The following is a 19,507-nucleotide window of genomic DNA, read 5'->3' as shown; positions in this document are numbered from 1 at the left end:
TCTATCAGCCTTCAAACCGGTACCCCACACCCCGCAGAGTGACAATCCGGTCGCTGTAATTGCCCAGGCTTTTGCGCAGAAGCTTGATGTGGGTGTCCAAGGTGCGGGCATCGCCGTAGAAGTCATACCCCCACACCTCGCAGATCAGCTTCTCCCGGGTCAAGGCAATGCCCCGGTTTTTCACCAGGTAGAAAATCAGGTCGTATTCCTTGGGGGACATCTCCACATTTTCCCCATCAATCAACACCTTGCGGGCGGTGAAATCCACCAGCAGGCCGCCGGTTTTATAGACCTCATGGCGGTCTTGATCCCCACCGCGGCCGGATCGCTTCATGATGGCATCCACCCGCATCATCAGCTCCTTGGGGGAAAAGAGTTTGACCACATAGTCGTCCACCCCCAGCTCAAAGCCGTGGATTTTGTCGTATTCCTCCCCCCGGGCGGAGAGCATGATCACCGGGGTGGAGGCGGTCTTGCGGATCTCCTTGACGGCAGAGAAACCGTCCAGTTCCGGCATCATAATATCCATAATGATCAAGTCAAAAGCCTTTTTCCGGCAAAGTTCCACCGCTTCTAGGCCATTGGACGCCTCAAATACGGTATGCCCTTCAAACTGGGCGTATTTTTGAATCAGAGTGCGGATGCGTTCCTCGTCATCCACCACCAAAATCTGGTACATAATCCATCACCTTTCCTCGGGCAATTGTTAGCGGTTTTCACAGTCACCCTTAGTATAATACAAAAAGGATAAATTGAAAATGTGTTTTTTAGATGAATACAGATTGACCGCTGTTCGAAAACAAATCGGCTCTTTCCGGAAACAGGAAACCTCTTTGCCATCGGTTAGGCTCTAAATTGGGAAATCGATGGGAAATTGTCTAATATTTACATATAAATGCTGGTAAAAACTGTTTTAGTTGACATTTTGGGCAATTAGTGATATCGTTTAGACAGTTAACATTCCGGTCATAACCGATTCACATTTGCAACGCGCCAAGCGGAATACAGCAGGAGGTCATTTGTTTATGCATTACGATTTCGAAACGCTGGTCAACCGAACCGGTACTGGTTCCTCCAAGTGGGAGGGGATGAAAAAACACAACCCCAATATTGAGCGGGACATCGTCCCCCTGTCGGTGGCGGACATGGAGCTGAAAAACGCGCCGGAAATCATCGAGGGGCTTCAGGATTACCTGGGCGATGCCATCCTGGGCTATACCACCGAGACCGAAGGATATCTGGCTTCGGTGACCTCTTGGATGGAACGCCGTCACAACTGGAAGGTGGATCCCCAGTGGATTGTCACCGCTCCCGGCGTGGTGCCGGCCCTGGGCTACGCGGTCCAGGCGTTCACCAAACCCGGCGATGGGGTCATCATCAACCGCCCCGTCTACTACCCCTTCAGCATGGTAGTGGGGATGACCGGCCGCAAGGTGGTCAACAACCCGCTAATCCACGACGAGGAAAAGCGCAGCTATACCTTTGACCTAGAAGACCTGCGCCAAAAGGCCGCAGACCCCGCCAACACCCTGATGATCCTTTGCAGCCCCCACAACCCGGTGGGCCGGGTCTGGACCCGGGAGGAACTGACCGAGGTGGGCCGCATCTGCCAGGAGAACAATGTCATCCTGGTGGTGGATGAAATCCATCAGGATTTTGTGATGCCTGGCCACAAACACACCGTTTTGGCCTCCATCTGCCCCGAGTTTGCCCAGAACACCATCACCTGCACTGCCCCCAGCAAAACCTTTAACCTGGCCGGCATGCAGACCTCCAACATCATCATCCCCAACGCTGAATTGCGGGAAAAATTTGCTTCTGCCCGCCTGGCCAACGCGGTGATGTCCCTGAACATCCTGGGCTACAAAGCCTGCGAAATCGCCTACAATAAATGTGAAAACTGGTTGGACCAGCTGCTCTCCCTCATCCACCTCAACGCCAAAACAGTGGAGGCCTTTGTGGAGAAGAAGCTGCCTCAACTCAAGGTGTATCCCCTGGAAGGCACCTATCTTCTTTGGGTGGATTGCCGCGGCTTGGGCATGTACGGCAAGGACCTGGAAAACTTTATGAAGGATGAAGCCAAGCTCTTCCTGGATGAAGGTATCCTCTTTGGCGAGGAAGGGGACGGCTTTGAGCGGATCAACCTGGCCTGCCCCACCAAAGTATTGGTGGAAGCCCTGGAGCGGCTGAAAGCCGCTGTGGACGCCCTCAACGCCCGGGGTGGATTCCAAAGCAAAAAGCGCAAAGCCGGCGACAAGATGCCCGACTTTGTGGTAGACACCCCCTTCCGCTCCGGCGTCTCCCTCCGGAAGCTGACCGGCGGCCGCCCCACCGCCATCCTCTTTTTGCGGTACTATGGCTGCACCCTGTGCCAGTATGACATCCATCAGCTGAAGGTGCAGTATGAGAAGATCGCCTCTCAGGGGGCAAAAGCCCTGGTAGTGCTCCAATCCGACCCTGCGGGGATGGCTCAGCAGCTCCAGCCGGGGGATCTGCCCTTCGAAATCGTCTGTGATCCACAGCAAAAGCTGTATGGGGAACTGGACATCCGCCCCGCCAAGGATAAGATGGAACTGGCCGGCGGCGACGCCCTGGACAAGATCGCCAAGGTCAAGGAGGAAGGATTCCAGCACGGCGCCTATGAGGGGGAAGAATTGCAGCTTCCCGCCTGCTTTGTGGTGGACGGGAACCTGACCATCACCTATGCCCACTATGGCAAAAATGCGGCTGACATCCCCACCGTGGAAGAACTGGCCCAGCTGGTAAAAGAATAATCGAATCCGTTTGCATCCGGTAGAAATTTCCATGGCCCAGCGAACGGGACTGGGAAATAAAATACATACCGTCGGCGGGAGGGCTAAGTTAGCCCTCCCGCTTTTTGCGCCCCCAGCCGGAGGGAACCCGTTTTATCCCTATGGATCGCCTCTCTATTTACAATACAATTCGTAATAATTTTCACAAATTATCCTATTTATACTTATGAATTCCACCGTTATAGAAAACGCAGCCTTTCCCCACATCCTCGTAGGAAAAGGCCGCAAGGCCATCGATATAACCGGCCCATGCCTTTCCGAGAGTTGGGAAGGGCCGGGGAGGATGCCCTCCGCTACAGAGCCGGGATATCGGTCCTGCGGTTGGCGCTGATGATCATAAGGCAGTTCCTTTGGTGGGGATGGTGAAACGAGAGGTGTCCACCCCTTCCCTCTCCAGCAGCTGAATCTTTTTCCCGATGCCTCCGGCATAACCGGTCAAGCTCCCGCTGGTGCCCACCACTCGGTGACAGGGGATGATAATGGAGATGGGGTTACGGCCCACTGCACTGCCCACCGCCTGAGGTGACATGCTCGGCCTCTTTTGGATGGCCGCTATTTTTCTGGCAAGCTCTCCATAAGTAGTTACCGACCCATAGGGGATTTCACAGAGCAGCTTCCAAACTTCCTGCTGGAACCTGCTGCCTTCAGGAGCCAAAGGGAGATCGTCAATCTTCGGCTTCTCCCCCGCAAAATACCGGTCCAGCCACCTTTTCGCGGCCTGGAGCACCGGCGGCTCCTCTTGAAGGGGCATCTTCCCCTTGAGGGTGCTGGCAAAGTACTTCTGCCCCTCCAACCACAAACCGGTGAGATTTTGGCCGTCACTGGCCAAGGTGATCATACCGAGGGGAGAGGGATATTGGGCTGTATATACCATGTCGATTTCCTCCTTCATTGAGAGCATATGGCCGGTCCGGATACACTTTCTGGCACTGCTCCAGCAGATTCATAAATATTCTTCTTTCTGATCACTGATTGTAACTTTCCGCAATATCAATGAAATGGACATACACCCCGCAGACCTTGTCCTGGGCGTCATAGCCGAAATAAACCGGATAGACCCCATCGCCCCAGCCGGAGGCAAAGATGGGGAGGTCACAGTCCGTCTCCGGCACTGTCCAGTTGAGCCAGTCACCGCCCTCTCTCTGGTACATAGGGTTCATCTGGAAACTTTTCTCCAACAAATCACAGAACAAGTCGTTATAGGGGTCGATGTCCTCATCCTTCCCCAGGCGCTTGGCCCAATATACCAGGAAGGCTTCCCGGGTCTGGATGTCCGCAATACAGCCCATACCGGCATCCACGCCGAAACCGAAGAAATCGCCGTCCTCTAGTTCTTCCTCCAAGTCCTCATTGCCCACCATGCCCAGCTCGTACCGGACTGGCTTCTGGTCGCTGACAGCTACTTTGACACAGGCGTAGCGGTCGCCGTATTGTTCGCTGGGCACCACGCAGATCTGCACCGAGTAAGTCCCGGCGGGGATGGTCTGGAGATAGGGCCGGGCGTCCTCCAGCTCCACCAGAGGGTCGCAGGCAAAGACCGTCCCGGTGGGGAAATGGACTGTGCCGATGTCCAGTACATCCACCGCCATGCTGCCAATGCCCTTTTCTGTGAAATAGGCATCCAGGTCGATTTTACAGGCTAGTTTGCCTTGGATGGATTCATATTTATTCAGCCATTCTGTTGCAGGCATTTCATTCTCTCCTTTCGGTTCCAGCTTCACCCGGATGATGGGCCGGTAAAAGTCATAGTTGCCATTCAGTTCGTTTTCCTCCTGCACTTCCGGCTTGCAGTGTGGAGAACAGGGCAGGAAACCGAGGAACGGCCCCAGCCCGCCGCAGATATTGCACCCGCCGTCGCCGCCGCAGGTGGTGAGCCGGTCGGCGTTCACGACTTCCCGCATATAGGGGTCGTAGGCGATGGACAGGCCGAAGAAGTTGGGCTCCTCCATGTCGTAAGGCCTGTTCTCGTCCTCATCCATATCCTCAAACCAGCGCAGACGCATAGAGTAGTCTAACCCATCCCCCCAAGGAAACAGGGTGCGGCACCCACCACCGCACAGGTAGGCCCATTCATCCGGTGTAGGAAGGGAAAAGCCCTGTTTTTGCAGCCAGCTTTGAAAGTCCGGATAGTCCACCTCGTGATAGAGGCTTGCCTGCCAGCTGTCGCTATCCCGCTCGAAGCGGGCACGGCCTGCCAACGTCAGACTGTCCCTGCCAGTCGAAGCGAATTGGCGGAAATCTTCCAGCCATTCTGGGCGCAGCCGTGGGTCTTCCAGCTTGACCGGCTCCCAGTTGATCTCCTCCAGCTCCCGCCCCACCAGCATGGGACTGATAGACACCTGCCGGACGGGAGCCATGCTTTCTCCAATGAATTCTGCCGGGTCCTGCTCCAATTCCCATTCCTGAAACAGGTACTCCAATTCCTCCCGGCTCTCCCGGTTCAGTCCTACGGCAAACTGTTCCCAGCCCAAGGTGACAGTATCGCCGGGGACAAAGACGAACTCCCGGCCATCTTTTTTGAACATGCCGGTGGTGCAGCTTTGGCCCCAGCGGTCAAAGTGCTCCATCCGCACAAAATCCAGGCGATACTGCGCTGCCAGCTGCTCCATGAGCGACTGTTTTTTCTCGGGTGAGAGTTGGCCGAACTGGAGGCGGAGCAGAGGGCTGCCTGTGTCATGGGAGCTGTTTGCGCCATTCTGCTTTGGTTCTTCCCCTGGGAGGAAGAAGGGCAGGTTTGGATAAGTTTCTTGATACTCCCGCCAGGGCTCCAGTTTGCGGGGCTTACCCGCTGTCCGCAGAAAGCCCCAGAAGTCGGTGGGGTAGCGGAACACCGGCCCTACGCCGCCCCGCCGGGTGACGATGACCACCGCACCATCGGTGAGCACTCCGATGTGCTGCATCTTTTCGCCGCCGAACATCCCCGGACGGATGCGGAGCACCTCACGGGTGGTCATATTGATGAGCTGGGCAAAGTCGTCGGAGAGGAGCTCGCCGTTTCCCTGTACCAGCAGCCAGTCCTCGGTAAACCAGCGAAGTTTCAGCCCCTCGCCCATGCCGGGCAGAGCGGTGATGCGGCAGCGCCCGGTGTCCATGTCCAGTTCCAGCAGACATTCCTCGATCCGCCCTTTTCCGCTGACGCTGTGAATCATGTAGATGCGGCCTGTGCCGGGAACAGGGACCGCTTCGGAGAGATGGTCGTATCCGTACAGAGGGAAGGGATGTTCGGTCACCTGACCGTCCGCCCGGCGGTAAATGCGCCCTTTGTACCACTCATTGGAGAAGTAGACCCGGCCCAGCCCGTCGGCTGTAATGCCGCAATGGTATTTGCTGCTCCATCCATCTTCTGGCAGAGTCCAATTTTTTACATCCTGACAGGTACCCCGGTCGGTCAGTTCAATCCGTGTGGCGTTGGTGGGATCACCCACCCAGAGCGAATGGCCAGCCCAGCAGAGGGTCCGGGGCGGTCCGTCATACCCAATGGGGGAGGGCTCAAAAAAGTTTAGGGTATTGGGATTTTTGCATAGCAAGACCTTTCCAATCAGTCCGCTTGCAGAGGCCCCTGAGGCGGCATACACCCCGGTTTTATCCGAATAGGAGATGCACCCGAAATGGTATAGGCTTTTGGAGCGGGTCACCTTCGGCGGGCGGCAGCGCAGATCCGCCACACAGCCATAGTTCCATTCCTCGGAATGACTGCTTTTCCACTCCCCCGCCGCAAAATCCCCCGACAGAGAGTTGAAGAAATAGTCGTATTCATCTTCCAGGATGTATTCCTCGCAGGGCATCAGCGCCCCGGGATCCTGCTCCTTGGCGTGGTCTCCCCATTTTCGCCCCGGCTGTTTCATCAGGCGGCAATATTGCCCCTGCTTTTTGCAGTAATGTTCCCAGTCGCTGCGTTCTTCTTCTGGAATCAGGGTAAACAGATACTCGTCCTCATCGTCCAGGTTATACAGGGCCCAGCCGAAGGCGGACAGTTCCTGTCCCAGCGCCGCCGCCCCTTTTTCGTGGGGCAGTCTCATATACTGGACGCCGACGGCATCAAAGCGTTCATCGAGCAGCGCCGGGACCTGTGCGCCCCATTTTCTCCGAAGCTCTTCCAGGGTGTCCTGAACCGCCCCGTCATAGTTTAAAATATCCAGCGCATCCGCTGTGATTTTCATGAAGTCCAACATGAAACACCTCACTTCAAATAATCAAAAAGCCCTGCGCTGAACTGTCACAAAGACAGATTGACACAGAGCGTGAAAAGGCCGCACAGAACCAGCGGCCAGTTACAAAGAACCGGCCCTTTTCGATGATTGTGAGTATTTGATTGCTTTGTTCCCTTATGGGGGTACTCAGGTTATCTCTGTTCATCTTTTTTCACCTAATTGGTTTCTTCTTTCGCCCGCTGTATCTCATCCAGCGGGGCATTGATCTGGAACTCGCTCCCGCTAAGGATTTTATAAACAGATTTGCTTATAGGATTTATTCTGAGATCATTGGTATTCTTTTCATTATTCAGATAGCAGAGGCTATCTGATTTTTTATTGCCATGGTGTTGCCATGATATAGAGGTATTATACAGTCCTAGGGACCGAAATAGGACGGGGTGAACTCCCGCCAACCCAAGGCCAAACTTGCATAGGACTGCCCCCGCTGCAAACGGCGTTGAAAGATAGCTTGATAGGCGTGGCCGGGAGAGGTGATCTTGCTATCTCACTCCAATGCCCGCTCAGGCAGGTTTGCCTTGTGGGGGTTTGGGACTACGAGCCCATAGAGGCGGTAGCAGACATCCACCAGGACCGTGACGAACAGACGAACAGCTGGTAGTTATTTCCACTTTTGATAGAAGTACTCTTTCGGATCGGTCCACCGTAATTGGTTGCATAGGAATGGTACTGGATGGAGCGACACAGCTCCACCTTTTGCGGAATCACCCATACATCCGGGCCCCATAGTACCGACTCGAATAGACCCTTCACCGCCGAATAGGTGGGAGCTGGATAGCTTGTGGGGCTATCGCCCGTGTCCGGTCTCGACCAGAGAGCCGTTGGGCCGGCTATCTCCATTTGGATGGGATAGGAGTTTGGCAAGTGGCATCACACTCCTTATTTATTGATTTTATTGTAGAATAAACAACAAAAAAATCAAGTGATTCAGGAAAATTTTTGAGTTGTAAGTAGTAGATATATAGGGTATACTTTTTTCATCGTCTTCGATTCAGGGGGCGTGGATTGAAACATTGAGTTTATCATGTTGAAGAAGGAATCTCCACTCCGGTTTTGATTTGGAGTGGGGATTCTCTTTCTTTTTACTATTTTTAATACCTCGTTCTCCACAAAGGGTACCAAAACGGCGTCTCCATTACCCGCATAAAACTCTGTTTAATCAAAATGAAATACCTTTCTTTGTTGCTGGTAACTGCTGCTTGCAGTTGTTGCGTTTCATAAATGCCTCCTCACTCTCTACTGCCACTTTTTTCTCAGTTGTATAACTAAAAAACTGGCGTAATATTTTTTGTGCTTTATTATCTAAGCTTATCTGCTTAGTATTTTTATGATACTATATATATAAGCTTAGTTCAAGTGTTTTGAAAGAAATATTGTTAAATAAATTTGCTTAGATTATCTTGATAAAACTAAGCAAATATGCTATGTTTCAAATAAGAACAATCATAGATTGGAGTTGATGATATGGCGATTGGTGAACGAATTCACTTTTTCCGTCTCCTTCGGGGGATGACACAAAAATATCTCGGCATGTCACTGGGCTTCCCAGAGAAGTCTGCTGATGTGCGCCTTGCACAATATGAAACAGGATCAAGAACCCCAAAGGCAGACCTGACCGCCGCTTTAGCGCAGGTGCTGGATGTCTCGCCTCATGCACTCTCTGTCCCGGACATAGACTCCTATGCAGGGCTCATGCACACGCTGTTTACTCTGGAAGACAACTATGGTCTAAAGATCAGCGAGATGGACGGAGAGGTCTGCTTGAAGGTTGATGTGCGGAAGAACAAGGACGCTGCCCAACTGCATGAAATGCTCTGCTCTTGGCAGCAGGCCGCCGCCATGCTGGAGACGGACGAGATCTCCAAAGAGGATTACGACAAATGGCGCTACCATTACCCGGAATTTGACAAGACCCAGAACTATGTGAAGGTGCCGCCCCAAGATTTCGTTTGACCCTCCCACTTGTAGGACACGGGAGAGGCCGTTTGTTGCACAAGACAATAATAAAAAGAAAAAGAGAGCTAACTGACTAATCAAAATCAGTTAGCTCTCTTTTTATGAATAATGAAAAAATGTTGCCAAATCGTTGCCACGAAGGGCTTTAGCCCCTCAAAAACCCAGTCATTCCGGGCTTTTTCAGACCTCTGAAATTATTCCCACTCAATAGTTGCCGGGGGTTTGGAGGTGATATCATACACAATACGGTTGATGCCGCTGACTTCATTGATGATCCGGCTAGAAGCCTTCTCCAGCACCTCATAAGGAATTCTAGCCCAATTAGCAGTCATGAAATCGGTGGTGGTAACCCCACGAAGGGCCAAAGTGTAATCATAGGTTCTTCCATCGCCCATGACTCCCACCGACCGCATGTTGGTCAGTACAGCAAAATATTGGTTGATATCCCGGTCAAGGCCAGCCTTGGCGATTTCATCCCGGAAAATCCAATCCGCATCCCGCAGGATAGACAGCTTCTCCTCGGTAATTTCGCCGATGACCCGGATGGCAAGGCCAGGCCCTGGGAAAGGCTGTCTCCACACTAGGTAATCTGGCAAGCCCAACTCTTTGCCCAAAGCGCGGACCTCATCCTTAAACAGGAGGCGCAGAGGCTCCACAATTTCTTTAAAATCCACATAGTCAGGCAGTCCACCCACGTTGTGATGGCTTTTGATAACGGCGGCATCGCCGGCGCCGGATTCGATGACATCGGGGTAGATCGTCCCCTGTGCCAGGAAGTCCACCTTGCCGATCTTTTTGCCCTCTTCTTCAAAAACGCGGATAAACTCCTCGCCGATGATCTTGCGCTTTTTCTCCGGCTCGGTGACCCCAGCCAATTTGGCTAAAAACCGCTCCCCTGCATTGACCCGGACAAAGTTGACCGGGCCGCCGGCAAAGACTGCTTCCACTTCATCGCCTTCGTTTTTGCGCATCAGGCCGTGATCCACAAAAATGCAGGTCAGCTGGCTGCCCACTGCTTTCTCCAACAGCTTAGCCACCACAGAGCTATCCACGCCGCCGGAAAGGGCCAGCAGAACCTTCCCGTTCCCCACCTGTTTACGGATATTCTCAACGGCGGTTTTGGCGTAATCCCCCATAGACCAATCGCCTTTGGCACCGCAGACTTCAAAAAGGAAGTTGCGGATCATTTTGATCCCATTTTCCGTGTGATTGACTTCGGGATGGTACTGGAAGCAGTAAATTTTTCGCTCTGCATTTTCCATCGCCGCCACAGGGCAGTCATCCGTTTGAGCCACCGAGGTAAATCCGGTAGGCATGGCATCCACATAGTCGTTGTGGCTCATCCAGGTGATGCCGCTCTCCGGCAGGTTCCCAAACACCTTGGATTGGTTGTTAAATCTGGTCTCGGTCTTGCCAAACTCCTTATTGGGAGCGGATTTCACCGAACCACCCAACAGCTGGGCCGTCAACTGGCAGCCGTAGCACAGGCCCAAAATCGGAACGCCCATCTCAAAGATGGCGGGATCGACTTTCGGAGAGTTCTCGTCGTACACGCTGTTGGGACCACCGGTAAAGATGATGCCGATGGGGTTCATCTCCTTGATTTTTTCCAGGGGCGTGGAATAGGGATGAACCTCGCAATATACACCGCATTCACGGACGCGGCGGGCGATCAGCTGATTGTACTGTCCGCCAAAATCCAGAACCAATACAAATTGATGTGTCATAGCTTCCCCGACTTTCTTAACAGATTTCAAAAAGTTTCTTTTTTCCATTTTGCCATGATTGGGTTAAAAAATCAACTGATTTTACTGTGTTTCCACTTTTTTCGCCCCTGTGCCAATTTCCCATCGCCAAGGGGCTTTGGGATTGTGAAAATAGCCGGAGGGCTGCCCCCCTCCTATTTCGGCCTTCTCCCTTTCCCGATCCGCTGCAGCGGTTTTGATTCCGCCCTGGCAAAAAATTTTTCTCCCCGCTTGACATCGCCCCCTTTCCGGGGTAAGATAAAGATGATATAGTAAAATGGCGTTGACAAAGAGGAGTACACACCCTTCCAAAGCACAGAGAGAAGATGGCTGGTGAAAATCTTCGTGAGGGCGGTGTGGAAGTAGCTTTCGAGCCGTGGACCCAACGGGCACAAGCCTCAGTAGGCTCCACCGGAGTTTCCACCGTTACCGGGAAAGCGATATGAATGTATCGGCAGAGTGCGGGCAGCTTGCCCGAAGTTAGGTGGTACCACGGACCAAACGGTTCGCCCTAAGCAGAAAATGCTTGGGGCGGGCCTTTTTTGTTGTATCCAAAAAGGAATATCCCCGCCCGCCTCCCCGCGAGGCGGCAGAAAAGGAGTTGTCTTATGCGAAAAGAACTGGAAAAGCTCTACGACCCCAAACAGGTGGAAGACCGCACCTACCAATTTTGGCAGGATGGCGGCTACTTCAAAGCCCAGGTCGACCCCAATAAAAAACCCTACACCATTATGATGCCCCCGCCCAACATCACCGGCCAGCTCCACATGGGCCACGCCCTGGACGCCACCTTCCAGGATGTGCTCATCCGCTTCCGCCGGATGCAGGGCTACAGCGCCCTCTGGCTCCCCGGCACCGACCACGCCTCCATTGCCACCGAGGCCAAGATCGTCGCCGCTATGAAACAGGAGGGCCTCTCCAAAGAGGATCTTGGCCGGGATGGCTTCCTTGAGCGCGCCTGGGCCTGGAAGGAGACCTATGGCAACCGGATTATCGAGCAGCAGAAGAAGATGGGTTCCTCCTGCGACTGGGACCGGCAGCGGTTCACCCTGGACGAAGGCTGTTCCAAAGCTGTCCGGGAAGTGTTTGTCAAGCTGTATGAGAAGGGCCTCATCTACCGGGGCGAGCGGATCATCAACTGGTGCCCCGACTGCCTGACCTCCATCTCCGACGCCGAGGTAGAGTATGAGGAAAAAGACGGCTTCTTCTGGCATATCAAATACCCCCTGGCCGATGGAACCGGTTACCTGGAAGTGGCCACCACCCGTCCCGAGACCATGCTGGGCGACGTGGCCCTTGCCGTCCACCCCGACGATGAGCGGTACAAAGATTTGGTGGGCAAAACCGCCATCCTGCCCCTCATGGGCCGGGAGATCCCCATTGTGGCAGATACCTATGTGGAGATGGACTTCGGCACCGGTGTGGTGAAGATCACCCCCGCCCACGACCCCAACGACTTTGAAGTGGGCCTGCGCCACAACCTGCCCATCATCAACACCATGAACCCCGACGCCTCCCTCAACGAGAACGCCGGCAAATACTGCGGCCTCTCCCGGGAGGAAGCCCGCAAACAGGTAGTATCGGATCTGGAAGAGGGCGGCTGGCTTCTCAAGACTGAGCCCTACAAGCACAACGTGGGCACCTGTTACCGCTGCGGCAGCGTGGTGGAGCCCCGCATCTCCAAACAGTGGTTTGTGCGGATGGCCCCCTTGGCCGAACCTGCCATTGAGGCGGTGCGCAATGGCGACACCAAATTTGTCCCCCAGCGGTTTGACAAGATCTACTACAACTGGATGGAAAACATCAAGGATTGGTGCATCTCCCGCCAGCTGTGGTGGGGCCACCGGATCCCCGCCTGGTACTGCGACGACTGCGGCGAACTGATCGTCTCCCGGGAAGATCCCTCCTGCTGCCCCAAATGCGGCGGCACCCATCTCACCCAGGACCCCGACACCCTGGACACCTGGTTCTCCTCTGCCCTGTGGCCCTTCTCCACCCTGGGCTGGCCGGACAAAACCCCGGAGATGGAGTACTTCTACCCCACCAACACCCTGGTCACCGGGTATGACATCATCTTCTTCTGGGTGGCGCGGATGATCTTCTCCGGTTTGGAGCACACCGGCAAAACCCCCTTTGACACCGTTTTGATCCACGGCATCGTCCGGGATGCCCAAGGCCGAAAGATGAGCAAATCCCTGGGCAACGGCATTGATCCCTTGGAGATTATCGACCAATACGGTGCCGACGCCCTGCGGTTTACCCTGGCCACCAACAACAGCCCGGGCAACGACATGCGGTTCAGCGACGACAAGGTCAAAGCCAGCCGGAACTTTGCCAACAAGATCTGGAACGCCTCCCGCTACATCCTGATGAACCTGCCTGAGGGGGATGACTTCGACCTTACCCTCCCTGCGGAGCTCTCCACCGAGGACAAGTGGATCCTCTCCCAGTACAACCGCCTGGTGGCTGAGGTCACCGACAACCTGGAAAAATTCGAGCTGGGCGTGGCTGTCTCCAAACTCTATGACTTCATCTGGGATGTGTTCTGCGACTGGTACATCGAGCTGACCAAACCCCGGCTTCAGGCCGGCGGCGGCACCGCCATGGGCGCCCTGCGGGTGCTGGTGTATGTGATGAGCGGCACCCTCAAGCTGCTGCATCCCTTTATGCCCTTTATCACTGAGGAGATTTGGCAGGCTCTGCCCCACCAAGGGGAATCCATCATGATCGCCCAATGGCCCGTTTGGGAGGAATCCCTCAACTTCGCCGCTGAGGAGGCGGAGTTCACCCGGGTAATGGATGCCATCAAGGCGGTGCGCAACGTCCGCACCGAGATGAACGTCCCCCCGAGCAAGAAGGCCAGCCTCTTCATCGAAACCAAGTTCGCTGAAACCTTCCTGGCCAGCGCCCTCTTCTTCCAGCGTCTGGCCTCTGCCTCCACTGTGGAAGTAGAGGAGCACTACGATATGCCCGGCGCCGTACAGGTGATCACCGACTCCGCCCGGGTGTTTATCCCCATGGATGAGCTGATCGACCGGGAGAAGGAACTGGCCCGCCTGGCCAAGGAGAAAGCCTCCTGCGAAAAGGACATTGAGTTTGTCATGAAGAAGCTCTCCAACGAAGGGTTTGTGGCCAAAGCACCCGCCAAGGTCATTGAGAACGAGCGGGAAAAGCTGGCCAAAGCCCAGGAAAAACTCCAAAAGATTGAACAGAGCATTGCGGCTTTCAGCAAATAGAGAAAAAAGAGACAGCGCTTGATCCCAGGAGGGGGACCAGCCGGAATGCGTGGAGCGCGCTCGCCCAAACAGGGCGGGCGCTGTTCCTGTTTCCAGCGCTGTGGCTTCATCAAACAAAAGAGGGGGAGGCTCCCATGTGGGAGCCTCCCCCTCTTTTGATGAAAAGGCCAATAGCAGGCAGGGGAGCTTTGACGGCGCAGCATCAACCGCACCACTAGGGACTCCGCCCCAAAAGGATGAAGGAATAGCCGCTCAGGAGGGGGTTATGCTTTTTGAATGGTGCTTAAAACCGTTTCAAACTCCTCCCTCTGGGTGCCGATCCCAAGGCCAAAGGCAGGGTAAAAAGCGATGGTGACCAGTTGATCCTCCACAGCGATGCAGTAAAAAACCGTGTTGTCATAACCGCCCACAGCTCCTTCTGTAATCGGCTTCTGGATCAGGTACCCCTTCCCCGCATATTCCCCAAAGGTGGATTCCCAGGTGTTTTCGGCTTCTGAATACAACTGGTCACAGGCCAAGAACGGGGAATCGGAATCCGCGATGGGGCTGACAGAGATCAGCTCTGCAACCACCCTTGCCGATTCACCGGCATCGCTGTACAAGATGCCCTCCTTCGCCACCACCGGTTCGGTCATCCCATAGGAAAACCCTTCTTTGGGGAACCAAAAAGAAAATTCCCCCAGCAGGATTTGGTAGGAATCTTCTGGGATTGAGGATTCCCCTTCCATCTGGGATGCCGTGGAAAGGGGCTCCTCCCGCGGCGCTTCTCCTGCGCCCTCGTCCCTCTGGGCGCAACCCGCCAACAGGATCAGCGCCAATCCGCAAGCGAGAATGCTCTTCTTTTTCATCTGCTGTTCCTCCTTCTTTGCCATGCCGGCACAACTTTTTGCCCTGTAGGCTTTTCCCCTAGCCTAACACAAGCTATAAACCCTGTCAAACCGCCTTGCAAAAGCCATCCTGCTGTAGTACCATGGAGGGAAAGAGAGCTATGCCACTTCAATCCAACCATGTATAGGACGTGATACATTTGAACGATCAACAGGCCCTCGCCTTCATACACAGCCGCCACGCCGTGGGCCAAAAGGTGGAACTGCGCAACATCACCCACCTGCTGGAACGGCTGGGCAATCCCCACAAACAGCTGAAATTTGTCCACGTGGCCGGAACCAACGGCAAGGGTTCCACCTCCACCTACACCGCCGCCGCCCTCACCAAGGCTGGTTACCACACCGGTCTTTTCATCTCCCCCTATGTCATCGAGTTCCGGGAGAGGATCCAGCTGGACGGCCAGATAATCCCCAAGGAAGAACTCGCCCAGGTAACCGCTTCGGTCAAAGAGGCGGTGGAATCCCTGGATGCCCTGGGAGAACGGTGCACCGAGTTTGAGACGGTGACCGCCATCGCCATGGTGTGGTACTCCCGGAAGCAGGCGGATATTGTGGTGCTGGAGGTGGGACTGGGCGGCCGGATCGATCCCACCAATGTCATCGACCGGGCCCTCGTATCGGTGATCACTTCCATCGGTTACGACCACACCGATGTGCTGGGGGACACCTTGGGGGAGATCGCCGCCCAGAAGTGCGGCATCTTCCGCCCAGGAGGACGGGTGGTGGCCTACCCGGATCAGGACCCGGAAGCTATGGCGGTGATCCGCAAAAAAGCAAAAGAACTCTCCTGCACCCTCACCCTCCCAGACCCCCAGGCGGTAACCCTCCGCAAAATGGACCTCTTCGGGGAGGAGATGGACTACAAAGGCCTGGCCCTCCGGGTGCCACTGATCGGCAAACACCAAATTCTCAACTGTATCACCGCGGTGGAAACCCTCTTCCAGCTGCGGGAACTGGGCTTTGTTATCCCAGATGCCGCCATCCAGGACGGCATTGCCGGGGTTCGGTTCCCCGCCCGGATGGAGATCCTCTGCCGCGACCCCTTGGTCATCCTGGACGGCGCCCACAACCCGTCAGGCCTGGCCGCCCTGGCCGCCGCCCTCGATCTGGTTCCCGGGCAAAAGGTCTATGGGGTCATCGCCATGATGCGGGACAAGGACTGTGAACAGGCCCTCTCCCTCCTGCTTCCCAAAGTCAGCCGGGTGATGGCGGTCTCCGCCTCCAACCCCCGCTCCCACACGGGGGAATCCTTGGCGGCCATCTGCCGCCGGCACTGCGGCCAGGTGGATTTCCGGGAATCCGCCCAGGAGGGCCTCAAAGACGCCCTGGCTCAGTTGGAACCGGGGGAGGCCCTGGTCGTCTGCGGTTCCCTTTACCTGGCCAGCGACCTGCGCCCCATCGCCAAGGAATTGGCGGAAGCTTCCAAAACCCGCTAAACCCGACGGGATCTCCCACCGGATGACCGGTTTTTCCCCCTCGGTGCGGCAAACCTCTCACTCAAAATCCTCTATCCTTATGGATAGGGGATTTTTTTGTTGCCCTTTTTTAGGACAACCTCCCACTGGACTGAATTCAAGCGAAAGGATGAACAACATGCCGGTTCGTTTACAGATTCTCGACGACCAAATCACAGCTTATCTCTCCGGCGAAATTGACCACCACACCGCCGCCCCCATGCGGGAGGAAATTGACGAGACCGCCCAGCGGGTGCAGCCAAAGCTGCTGATCCTCGATTTTTCCGGCGTCACCTTTATGGACAGCAGCGGCATTGGTCTGGTGATGGGCCGTTACCGCCTGATGCAGGAGCTGGGCGGCGAGCTGCAGATCGCGCGGATTCCCCGCCCCCTGCGCCGGGTGATGCAGGTGGCCGGCCTTTCCAAATTGACAAACCTTGACGACGGAGGAGACAGCCATGAAAACCAGTAACCGGATGAAATTACAGTTTGACAGCCGCTCGGCCAACGAATCCTTTGCCCGGATGGCCGTCAGCGCCTTTATCGCCCCCCTGGATCCCACGGTGGACGAGCTCTCCGACATCAAAACCGCCGTTTCGGAGGCGGTGACCAACTGCATTGTCCACGGCTACCGGGATGAGATCAACACGGTGACCATCACCGCCGACATCTACCCGGACAACCGGGTGGTCATCCGGGTCCGGGACAAGGGCTGCGGCATCCCCGACATCAAGGCGGCCATGGAGCCTTTGTTTACCACCTGCACCACCGGCGAGCGGGCCGGCCTGGGTTTTGCAGTGATGCAGAGCCTGATGGACAAGGTGAAAGTCTCCTCCAAGGAGGGGAAGGGCACCACCGTCACCATGGAGCGGAAGATCACCTCCCGGGGGGAGGCCAATGGTTAGCCTTTCTGAGCGGAACCGGGAGGAAGTCATTGAACAGAACATGGGCCTGGTCCACTCCTGTGCCCACCGGTTCAAAGGCCGGGGCATCGAGTACGACGACCTGTTCCAGGCGGGGTGCATCGGCCTGGTGAAAGCGGCGGATGCCTTTGATTACGACCGGGGGGTCCGGTTTTCCACCTATGCGGTGCCGGTGATCCTGGGAGAGATGCGCCGCCTATTCCGGGACGGTGGGGCCATCAAGGTCAGCCGCACCTTGAAGGAGCTCTCCCTCAAGGTGACCCGCACCCGGGAGCATCTCTCCGCCAGCTTGGGACGGGACCCCACCATCGGGGAACTGGCCAAGGCCCTGGACATCCGGGAGGAGGATGTGGTGGAAGCCCTCAATGTGTCCTCCCCTCCCCTTTCCCTCACCGAAAGCGATGACGAAGGCGGCGGCCAGATCGACCTGCCGGTATCCTCCCCCGAGGAGCGGATCTCCGACCTTCTCTCCCTCAAACAGGTGGTGGGCCAGCTCCCGCCGGAGGACCGGAAGCTGATCGTCCTGCGCTACTTCTCTGGCAAGACCCAAACCCAGACCGCTCAGGTGTTGGGTCTCACCCAGGTGCAGGTCTCCCGCCGGGAGAAGAAAATCCTCACCTCCCTAAGGGAAAAACTCCTGGAATGAGGTTGACCCCGCTCCCTTCTTCTGGTACAATCGGTGCAAACGACGACAAAGGAGCCTTTCTATGATCAAACCCTATACCCCTGACTGCCAGGATCGGGTGATGGCCATCTGGCTAGAATCCACTGTCCAGGGCCACCCCTTCCTCCCCCGCGCCTATTGGGAGAAAAACTTCCCGGTGGTGAGGGATCAATATCTCCCCTCGGCAGAAACAACCCTGTATGTGGAAGATGGGAAAATCCTCGGTTTTTTAAGCCTCATCGACGGCACGTTTATTGGGGCGCTTTTTGTGGACCCCGCCCACCAGGGAAAAGGGGTAGGCCGGGCGCTGGTTGAGGATGCCAAAGGCCGCTATCCCCAGCTCACCTTGGCGGTGTATGCCCAGAACACTGGTGCCATCGGCTTTTACCAGCGAATGGGGTTTCAGGTGGTCACAGAGCAGCCCAATGAGGACTCCGGCCTCCCAGAGCTGTTGATGGCCTGGCAAAGAGAGAATTAGTCAAAAGATCCCGCCCCCTAAAATTTGGGGGCGGGATCTTTTTCGGGAAGCGGCTATTTTTTCCCTCTGGAACGGAACCAGTCCATACCGCAGAAAAACAGGAAGGCAAAGACAAAGGATACCCCCAAATAGATGGCGGCCTGGATATGAAAAGGCTGATCGCTGGTGGATGGCCCGGAAAAGACAACCTGGGGCAAGATAAGGCCGCCCAGGGTGATGCCCACCGAAAACCAGATGGCGTTTCTAAAGTGCCGTTTAAATTGAATCATGCTGTTTTCCCTCTTTCTTTCGCATTATTGGGGGCTTTTGCCTTTTGGGCAGACCTCCAGAAAATATTGGCCGTTCACCATCTCCTGCTGGTATATGTGGGAAAAATCCCCATTGGCGGCGGCATAGCCGATGGACTGCCCTTCCCCGCTGTAGATTTCATACTCTTGGCAGCTCTCCCCCCGGATCTCCACCATTTCTCCCCGTTTTAGGGTGATGGAGCCCTCCGGGTACCTGCCCTCTCCCTCAAAGAAGGGGCGCAGATAGTCCAGCAGCAGCTGCTCCTGCTCCTCCCGGGGCTGCCCCGAAAAAGACACCGCCTCCAGGCCGTGCCGGGGCATGGACCGCATCTCCTCCCCCTGGGAGAAAAACACCAGCTGGTTCCCATCCCCGCTCAGCTCCACCGGTTGGATCTCGCGCCGGTCCACCTTCACTTCATCCCGCAGCAGGTAGGAAAATTCCTCCCACACGGATTCCCCGTCGGTGTAAAACCAATCCACATAGCAGGGGAGGGGCTCCCCCATCCCAACAAAGGCGATGCTGTCCGGCTTGCCATCCAGGCAGTTTTGGCAGAATTCCGCCACCCGGTCGTAGCGGAACAGCGGGTGATCCAGGCCGTAGGAAGCGATCATCCCATCGCTTCTGTAGTCAAATACCAGGCTGCCTTCCACCCCATCGGTTTCCAGCCACTCCTCCAGCTGGTCTTCTCTCATCCGCTTTGCAGCCTCCCGGGTGACCTCCCCGGTGACCGCAAAGGGCTCCTCCTTACCAGTAGTCGCCATCACAACGGCAAAGTCGTCTGCCCTCCCGCAGCCGGCCAGCAGCAGGACAACTGTCAACAACAATCCGATCCATCGTTTCATCCTCGCTCTC

The 19,507-nt window shown here is 55.6% G+C and carries 16 protein-coding genes and 1 other annotated feature; of the genes, 8 read left to right on the top strand and 8 right to left on the bottom strand.

Features of this window, described 5'->3' with window-relative positions:
- Positions 1-4: 4 nt before the first annotated feature.
- Positions 5-679, bottom strand: a complete 675-nt coding sequence (locus RDQ42_RS07705; protein WP_308588516.1) for a response regulator transcription factor — start codon at positions 677-679, stop codon at positions 5-7.
- A 346-nt stretch (positions 680-1,025) separates the two neighbouring features.
- On the opposite strand from RDQ42_RS07705, the gene RDQ42_RS07700 reads away from it, so the two are divergent.
- Positions 1,026-2,774, top strand: coding sequence for a PatB family C-S lyase (locus RDQ42_RS07700; protein WP_308588515.1), 1,749 nt, complete (start codon positions 1,026-1,028; stop codon positions 2,772-2,774).
- 373 nt (positions 2,775-3,147) lie between these two features.
- Here RDQ42_RS07700 and RDQ42_RS07695 read toward each other — a convergent pair whose 3' ends face one another.
- The 3 genes from RDQ42_RS07695 to RDQ42_RS07685 form a co-directional block, all read right to left on the bottom strand.
- Complete coding sequence (locus RDQ42_RS07695) at positions 3,148-3,687, bottom strand: methylated-DNA--[protein]-cysteine S-methyltransferase (RefSeq protein ID WP_054331742.1); 540 nt, start codon at positions 3,685-3,687, stop codon at positions 3,148-3,150.
- A gap of 91 nt (positions 3,688-3,778) precedes the next feature.
- Entirely contained in the window at positions 3,779-6,985 is a 3,207-nt protein-coding gene (locus RDQ42_RS07690) for a DUF4241 domain-containing protein (RefSeq protein ID WP_308588514.1), read from the bottom strand.
- A 573-nt stretch (positions 6,986-7,558) separates the two neighbouring features.
- Positions 7,559-7,864 (bottom strand): CRISPR-associated protein Cas5, encoded by a 306-nt coding sequence (locus RDQ42_RS07685; protein WP_231358219.1) that lies wholly within the window; start codon positions 7,862-7,864, stop codon positions 7,559-7,561.
- Between the two features lie 624 nt (positions 7,865-8,488).
- On the opposite strand from RDQ42_RS07685, the gene RDQ42_RS07680 reads away from it, so the two are divergent.
- Positions 8,489-8,977 (top strand): helix-turn-helix domain-containing protein, encoded by a 489-nt coding sequence (locus RDQ42_RS07680; RefSeq protein WP_231358150.1) that lies wholly within the window; start codon positions 8,489-8,491, stop codon positions 8,975-8,977.
- A 197-nt stretch (positions 8,978-9,174) separates the two neighbouring features.
- Here the strand turns inward: RDQ42_RS07680 and guaA are convergent, their stop codons facing one another.
- The gene (gene guaA / locus RDQ42_RS07675; RefSeq protein WP_071427954.1) at positions 9,175-10,707 is read right to left on the bottom strand and encodes a glutamine-hydrolyzing GMP synthase; all 1,533 of its coding nucleotides are present in this window, start codon (positions 10,705-10,707) and stop codon (positions 9,175-9,177) included.
- A 292-nt stretch (positions 10,708-10,999) separates the two neighbouring features.
- Positions 11,000-11,242: a binding site (T-box leader), on the top strand.
- 91 nt (positions 11,243-11,333) lie between these two features.
- Here guaA and RDQ42_RS07670 point away from each other — a divergent pair.
- Positions 11,334-13,961 carry a valine--tRNA ligase gene (locus tag RDQ42_RS07670; RefSeq protein WP_231358142.1) on the top strand — a complete coding sequence of 876 codons (2,628 nt, stop codon included), beginning with the start codon at positions 11,334-11,336 and terminating at the stop codon, positions 13,959-13,961.
- Between the two features lie 263 nt (positions 13,962-14,224).
- Here the strand turns inward: RDQ42_RS07670 and RDQ42_RS07665 are convergent, their stop codons facing one another.
- Entirely contained in the window at positions 14,225-14,809 is a 585-nt protein-coding gene (locus RDQ42_RS07665) for a hypothetical protein (RefSeq protein WP_071427950.1), read from the bottom strand.
- Between the two features lie 179 nt (positions 14,810-14,988).
- On the opposite strand from RDQ42_RS07665, the gene RDQ42_RS07660 reads away from it, so the two are divergent.
- The 5 genes from RDQ42_RS07660 (at position 14,989) to RDQ42_RS07640 (ending at position 18,367) form a co-directional block, all read left to right on the top strand.
- Positions 14,989-16,284 carry a folylpolyglutamate synthase/dihydrofolate synthase family protein gene (locus RDQ42_RS07660; RefSeq protein ID WP_071427948.1) on the top strand — a complete coding sequence of 432 codons (1,296 nt, stop codon included), beginning with the start codon at positions 14,989-14,991 and terminating at the stop codon, positions 16,282-16,284.
- 157 nt (positions 16,285-16,441) lie between these two features.
- Positions 16,442-16,774, top strand: a complete 333-nt coding sequence (locus tag RDQ42_RS07655) for an anti-sigma factor antagonist (RefSeq protein WP_308588512.1) — start codon at positions 16,442-16,444, stop codon at positions 16,772-16,774.
- On the top strand, positions 16,761-17,207 hold the full coding sequence (gene spoIIAB / locus RDQ42_RS07650) for an anti-sigma F factor (protein WP_054331721.1): 447 nt from the start codon (positions 16,761-16,763) through the stop codon (positions 17,205-17,207). Before RDQ42_RS07655 ends, spoIIAB begins: the two co-directional genes overlap by 14 nt.
- On the top strand, positions 17,200-17,871 hold the full coding sequence (locus tag RDQ42_RS07645; protein WP_054331720.1) for a sigma-70 family RNA polymerase sigma factor: 672 nt from the start codon (positions 17,200-17,202) through the stop codon (positions 17,869-17,871). Before spoIIAB ends, RDQ42_RS07645 begins: the two co-directional genes overlap by 8 nt.
- 61 nt (positions 17,872-17,932) lie before the next feature.
- A complete protein-coding gene (locus tag RDQ42_RS07640) occupies positions 17,933-18,367 on the top strand; it encodes an N-acetyltransferase (RefSeq protein WP_231358140.1) in 435 nt (144 codons plus the stop codon).
- 53 nt (positions 18,368-18,420) lie between these two features.
- Here RDQ42_RS07640 and RDQ42_RS07635 read toward each other — a convergent pair whose 3' ends face one another.
- Complete coding sequence (locus RDQ42_RS07635; protein ID WP_054331718.1) at positions 18,421-18,636, bottom strand: hypothetical protein; 216 nt, start codon at positions 18,634-18,636, stop codon at positions 18,421-18,423.
- A gap of 24 nt (positions 18,637-18,660) precedes the next feature.
- A complete protein-coding gene (locus tag RDQ42_RS07630) occupies positions 18,661-19,497 on the bottom strand; it encodes a hypothetical protein (RefSeq protein ID WP_054331717.1) in 837 nt (278 codons plus the stop codon).
- Positions 19,498-19,507: the final 10 nt, after the last annotated feature.

Origin of the sequence: uncultured Merdimmobilis sp., from assembly GCF_902471145.1 — a bacterium.
Lineage (GTDB): Bacteria > Bacillota > Clostridia > Oscillospirales > Ruminococcaceae > Merdimmobilis > Merdimmobilis hominis.
The sequence above is the reverse complement of the archived record's forward strand: the minus strand, read 5'-3'. Positions and strand labels throughout refer to the sequence as shown.

Bases quoted from the DNA above. Each gene is read 5' to 3' on its own strand.
- RDQ42_RS07705 (WP_308588516.1), bottom strand. From the start codon at position 679: ATGTACCAGATTTTGGTGGTGGATGACGAGGAACGCATCCGCACTCTG.
- RDQ42_RS07700 (WP_308588515.1), top strand. From the start codon at position 1,026: ATGCATTACGATTTCGAAACGCTGGTCAACCGAACCGGTACTGGTTCC.
- RDQ42_RS07695 (WP_054331742.1), bottom strand. From the start codon at position 3,687: ATGGTATATACAGCCCAATATCCCTCTCCCCTCGGTATGATCACCTTG.
- RDQ42_RS07690 (WP_308588514.1), bottom strand. From the start codon at position 6,985: ATGTTGGACTTCATGAAAATCACAGCGGATGCGCTGGATATTTTAAAC.
- RDQ42_RS07685 (WP_231358219.1), bottom strand. From the start codon at position 7,864: ATGGAGATAGCCGGCCCAACGGCTCTCTGGTCGAGACCGGACACGGGC.
- RDQ42_RS07680 (WP_231358150.1), top strand. From the start codon at position 8,489: ATGGCGATTGGTGAACGAATTCACTTTTTCCGTCTCCTTCGGGGGATG.
- guaA (WP_071427954.1), bottom strand. From the start codon at position 10,707: ATGACACATCAATTTGTATTGGTTCTGGATTTTGGCGGACAGTACAAT.
- RDQ42_RS07670 (WP_231358142.1), top strand. From the start codon at position 11,334: ATGCGAAAAGAACTGGAAAAGCTCTACGACCCCAAACAGGTGGAAGAC.
- RDQ42_RS07665 (WP_071427950.1), bottom strand. From the start codon at position 14,809: ATGAAAAAGAAGAGCATTCTCGCTTGCGGATTGGCGCTGATCCTGTTG.
- RDQ42_RS07655 (WP_308588512.1), top strand. From the start codon at position 16,442: ATGCCGGTTCGTTTACAGATTCTCGACGACCAAATCACAGCTTATCTC.
- spoIIAB (WP_054331721.1), top strand. From the start codon at position 16,761: ATGAAAACCAGTAACCGGATGAAATTACAGTTTGACAGCCGCTCGGCC.
- RDQ42_RS07645 (WP_054331720.1), top strand. From the start codon at position 17,200: ATGGTTAGCCTTTCTGAGCGGAACCGGGAGGAAGTCATTGAACAGAAC.
- RDQ42_RS07640 (WP_231358140.1), top strand. From the start codon at position 17,933: ATGATCAAACCCTATACCCCTGACTGCCAGGATCGGGTGATGGCCATC.
- RDQ42_RS07635 (WP_054331718.1), bottom strand. From the start codon at position 18,636: ATGATTCAATTTAAACGGCACTTTAGAAACGCCATCTGGTTTTCGGTG.
- RDQ42_RS07630 (WP_054331717.1), bottom strand. From the start codon at position 19,497: ATGAAACGATGGATCGGATTGTTGTTGACAGTTGTCCTGCTGCTGGCC.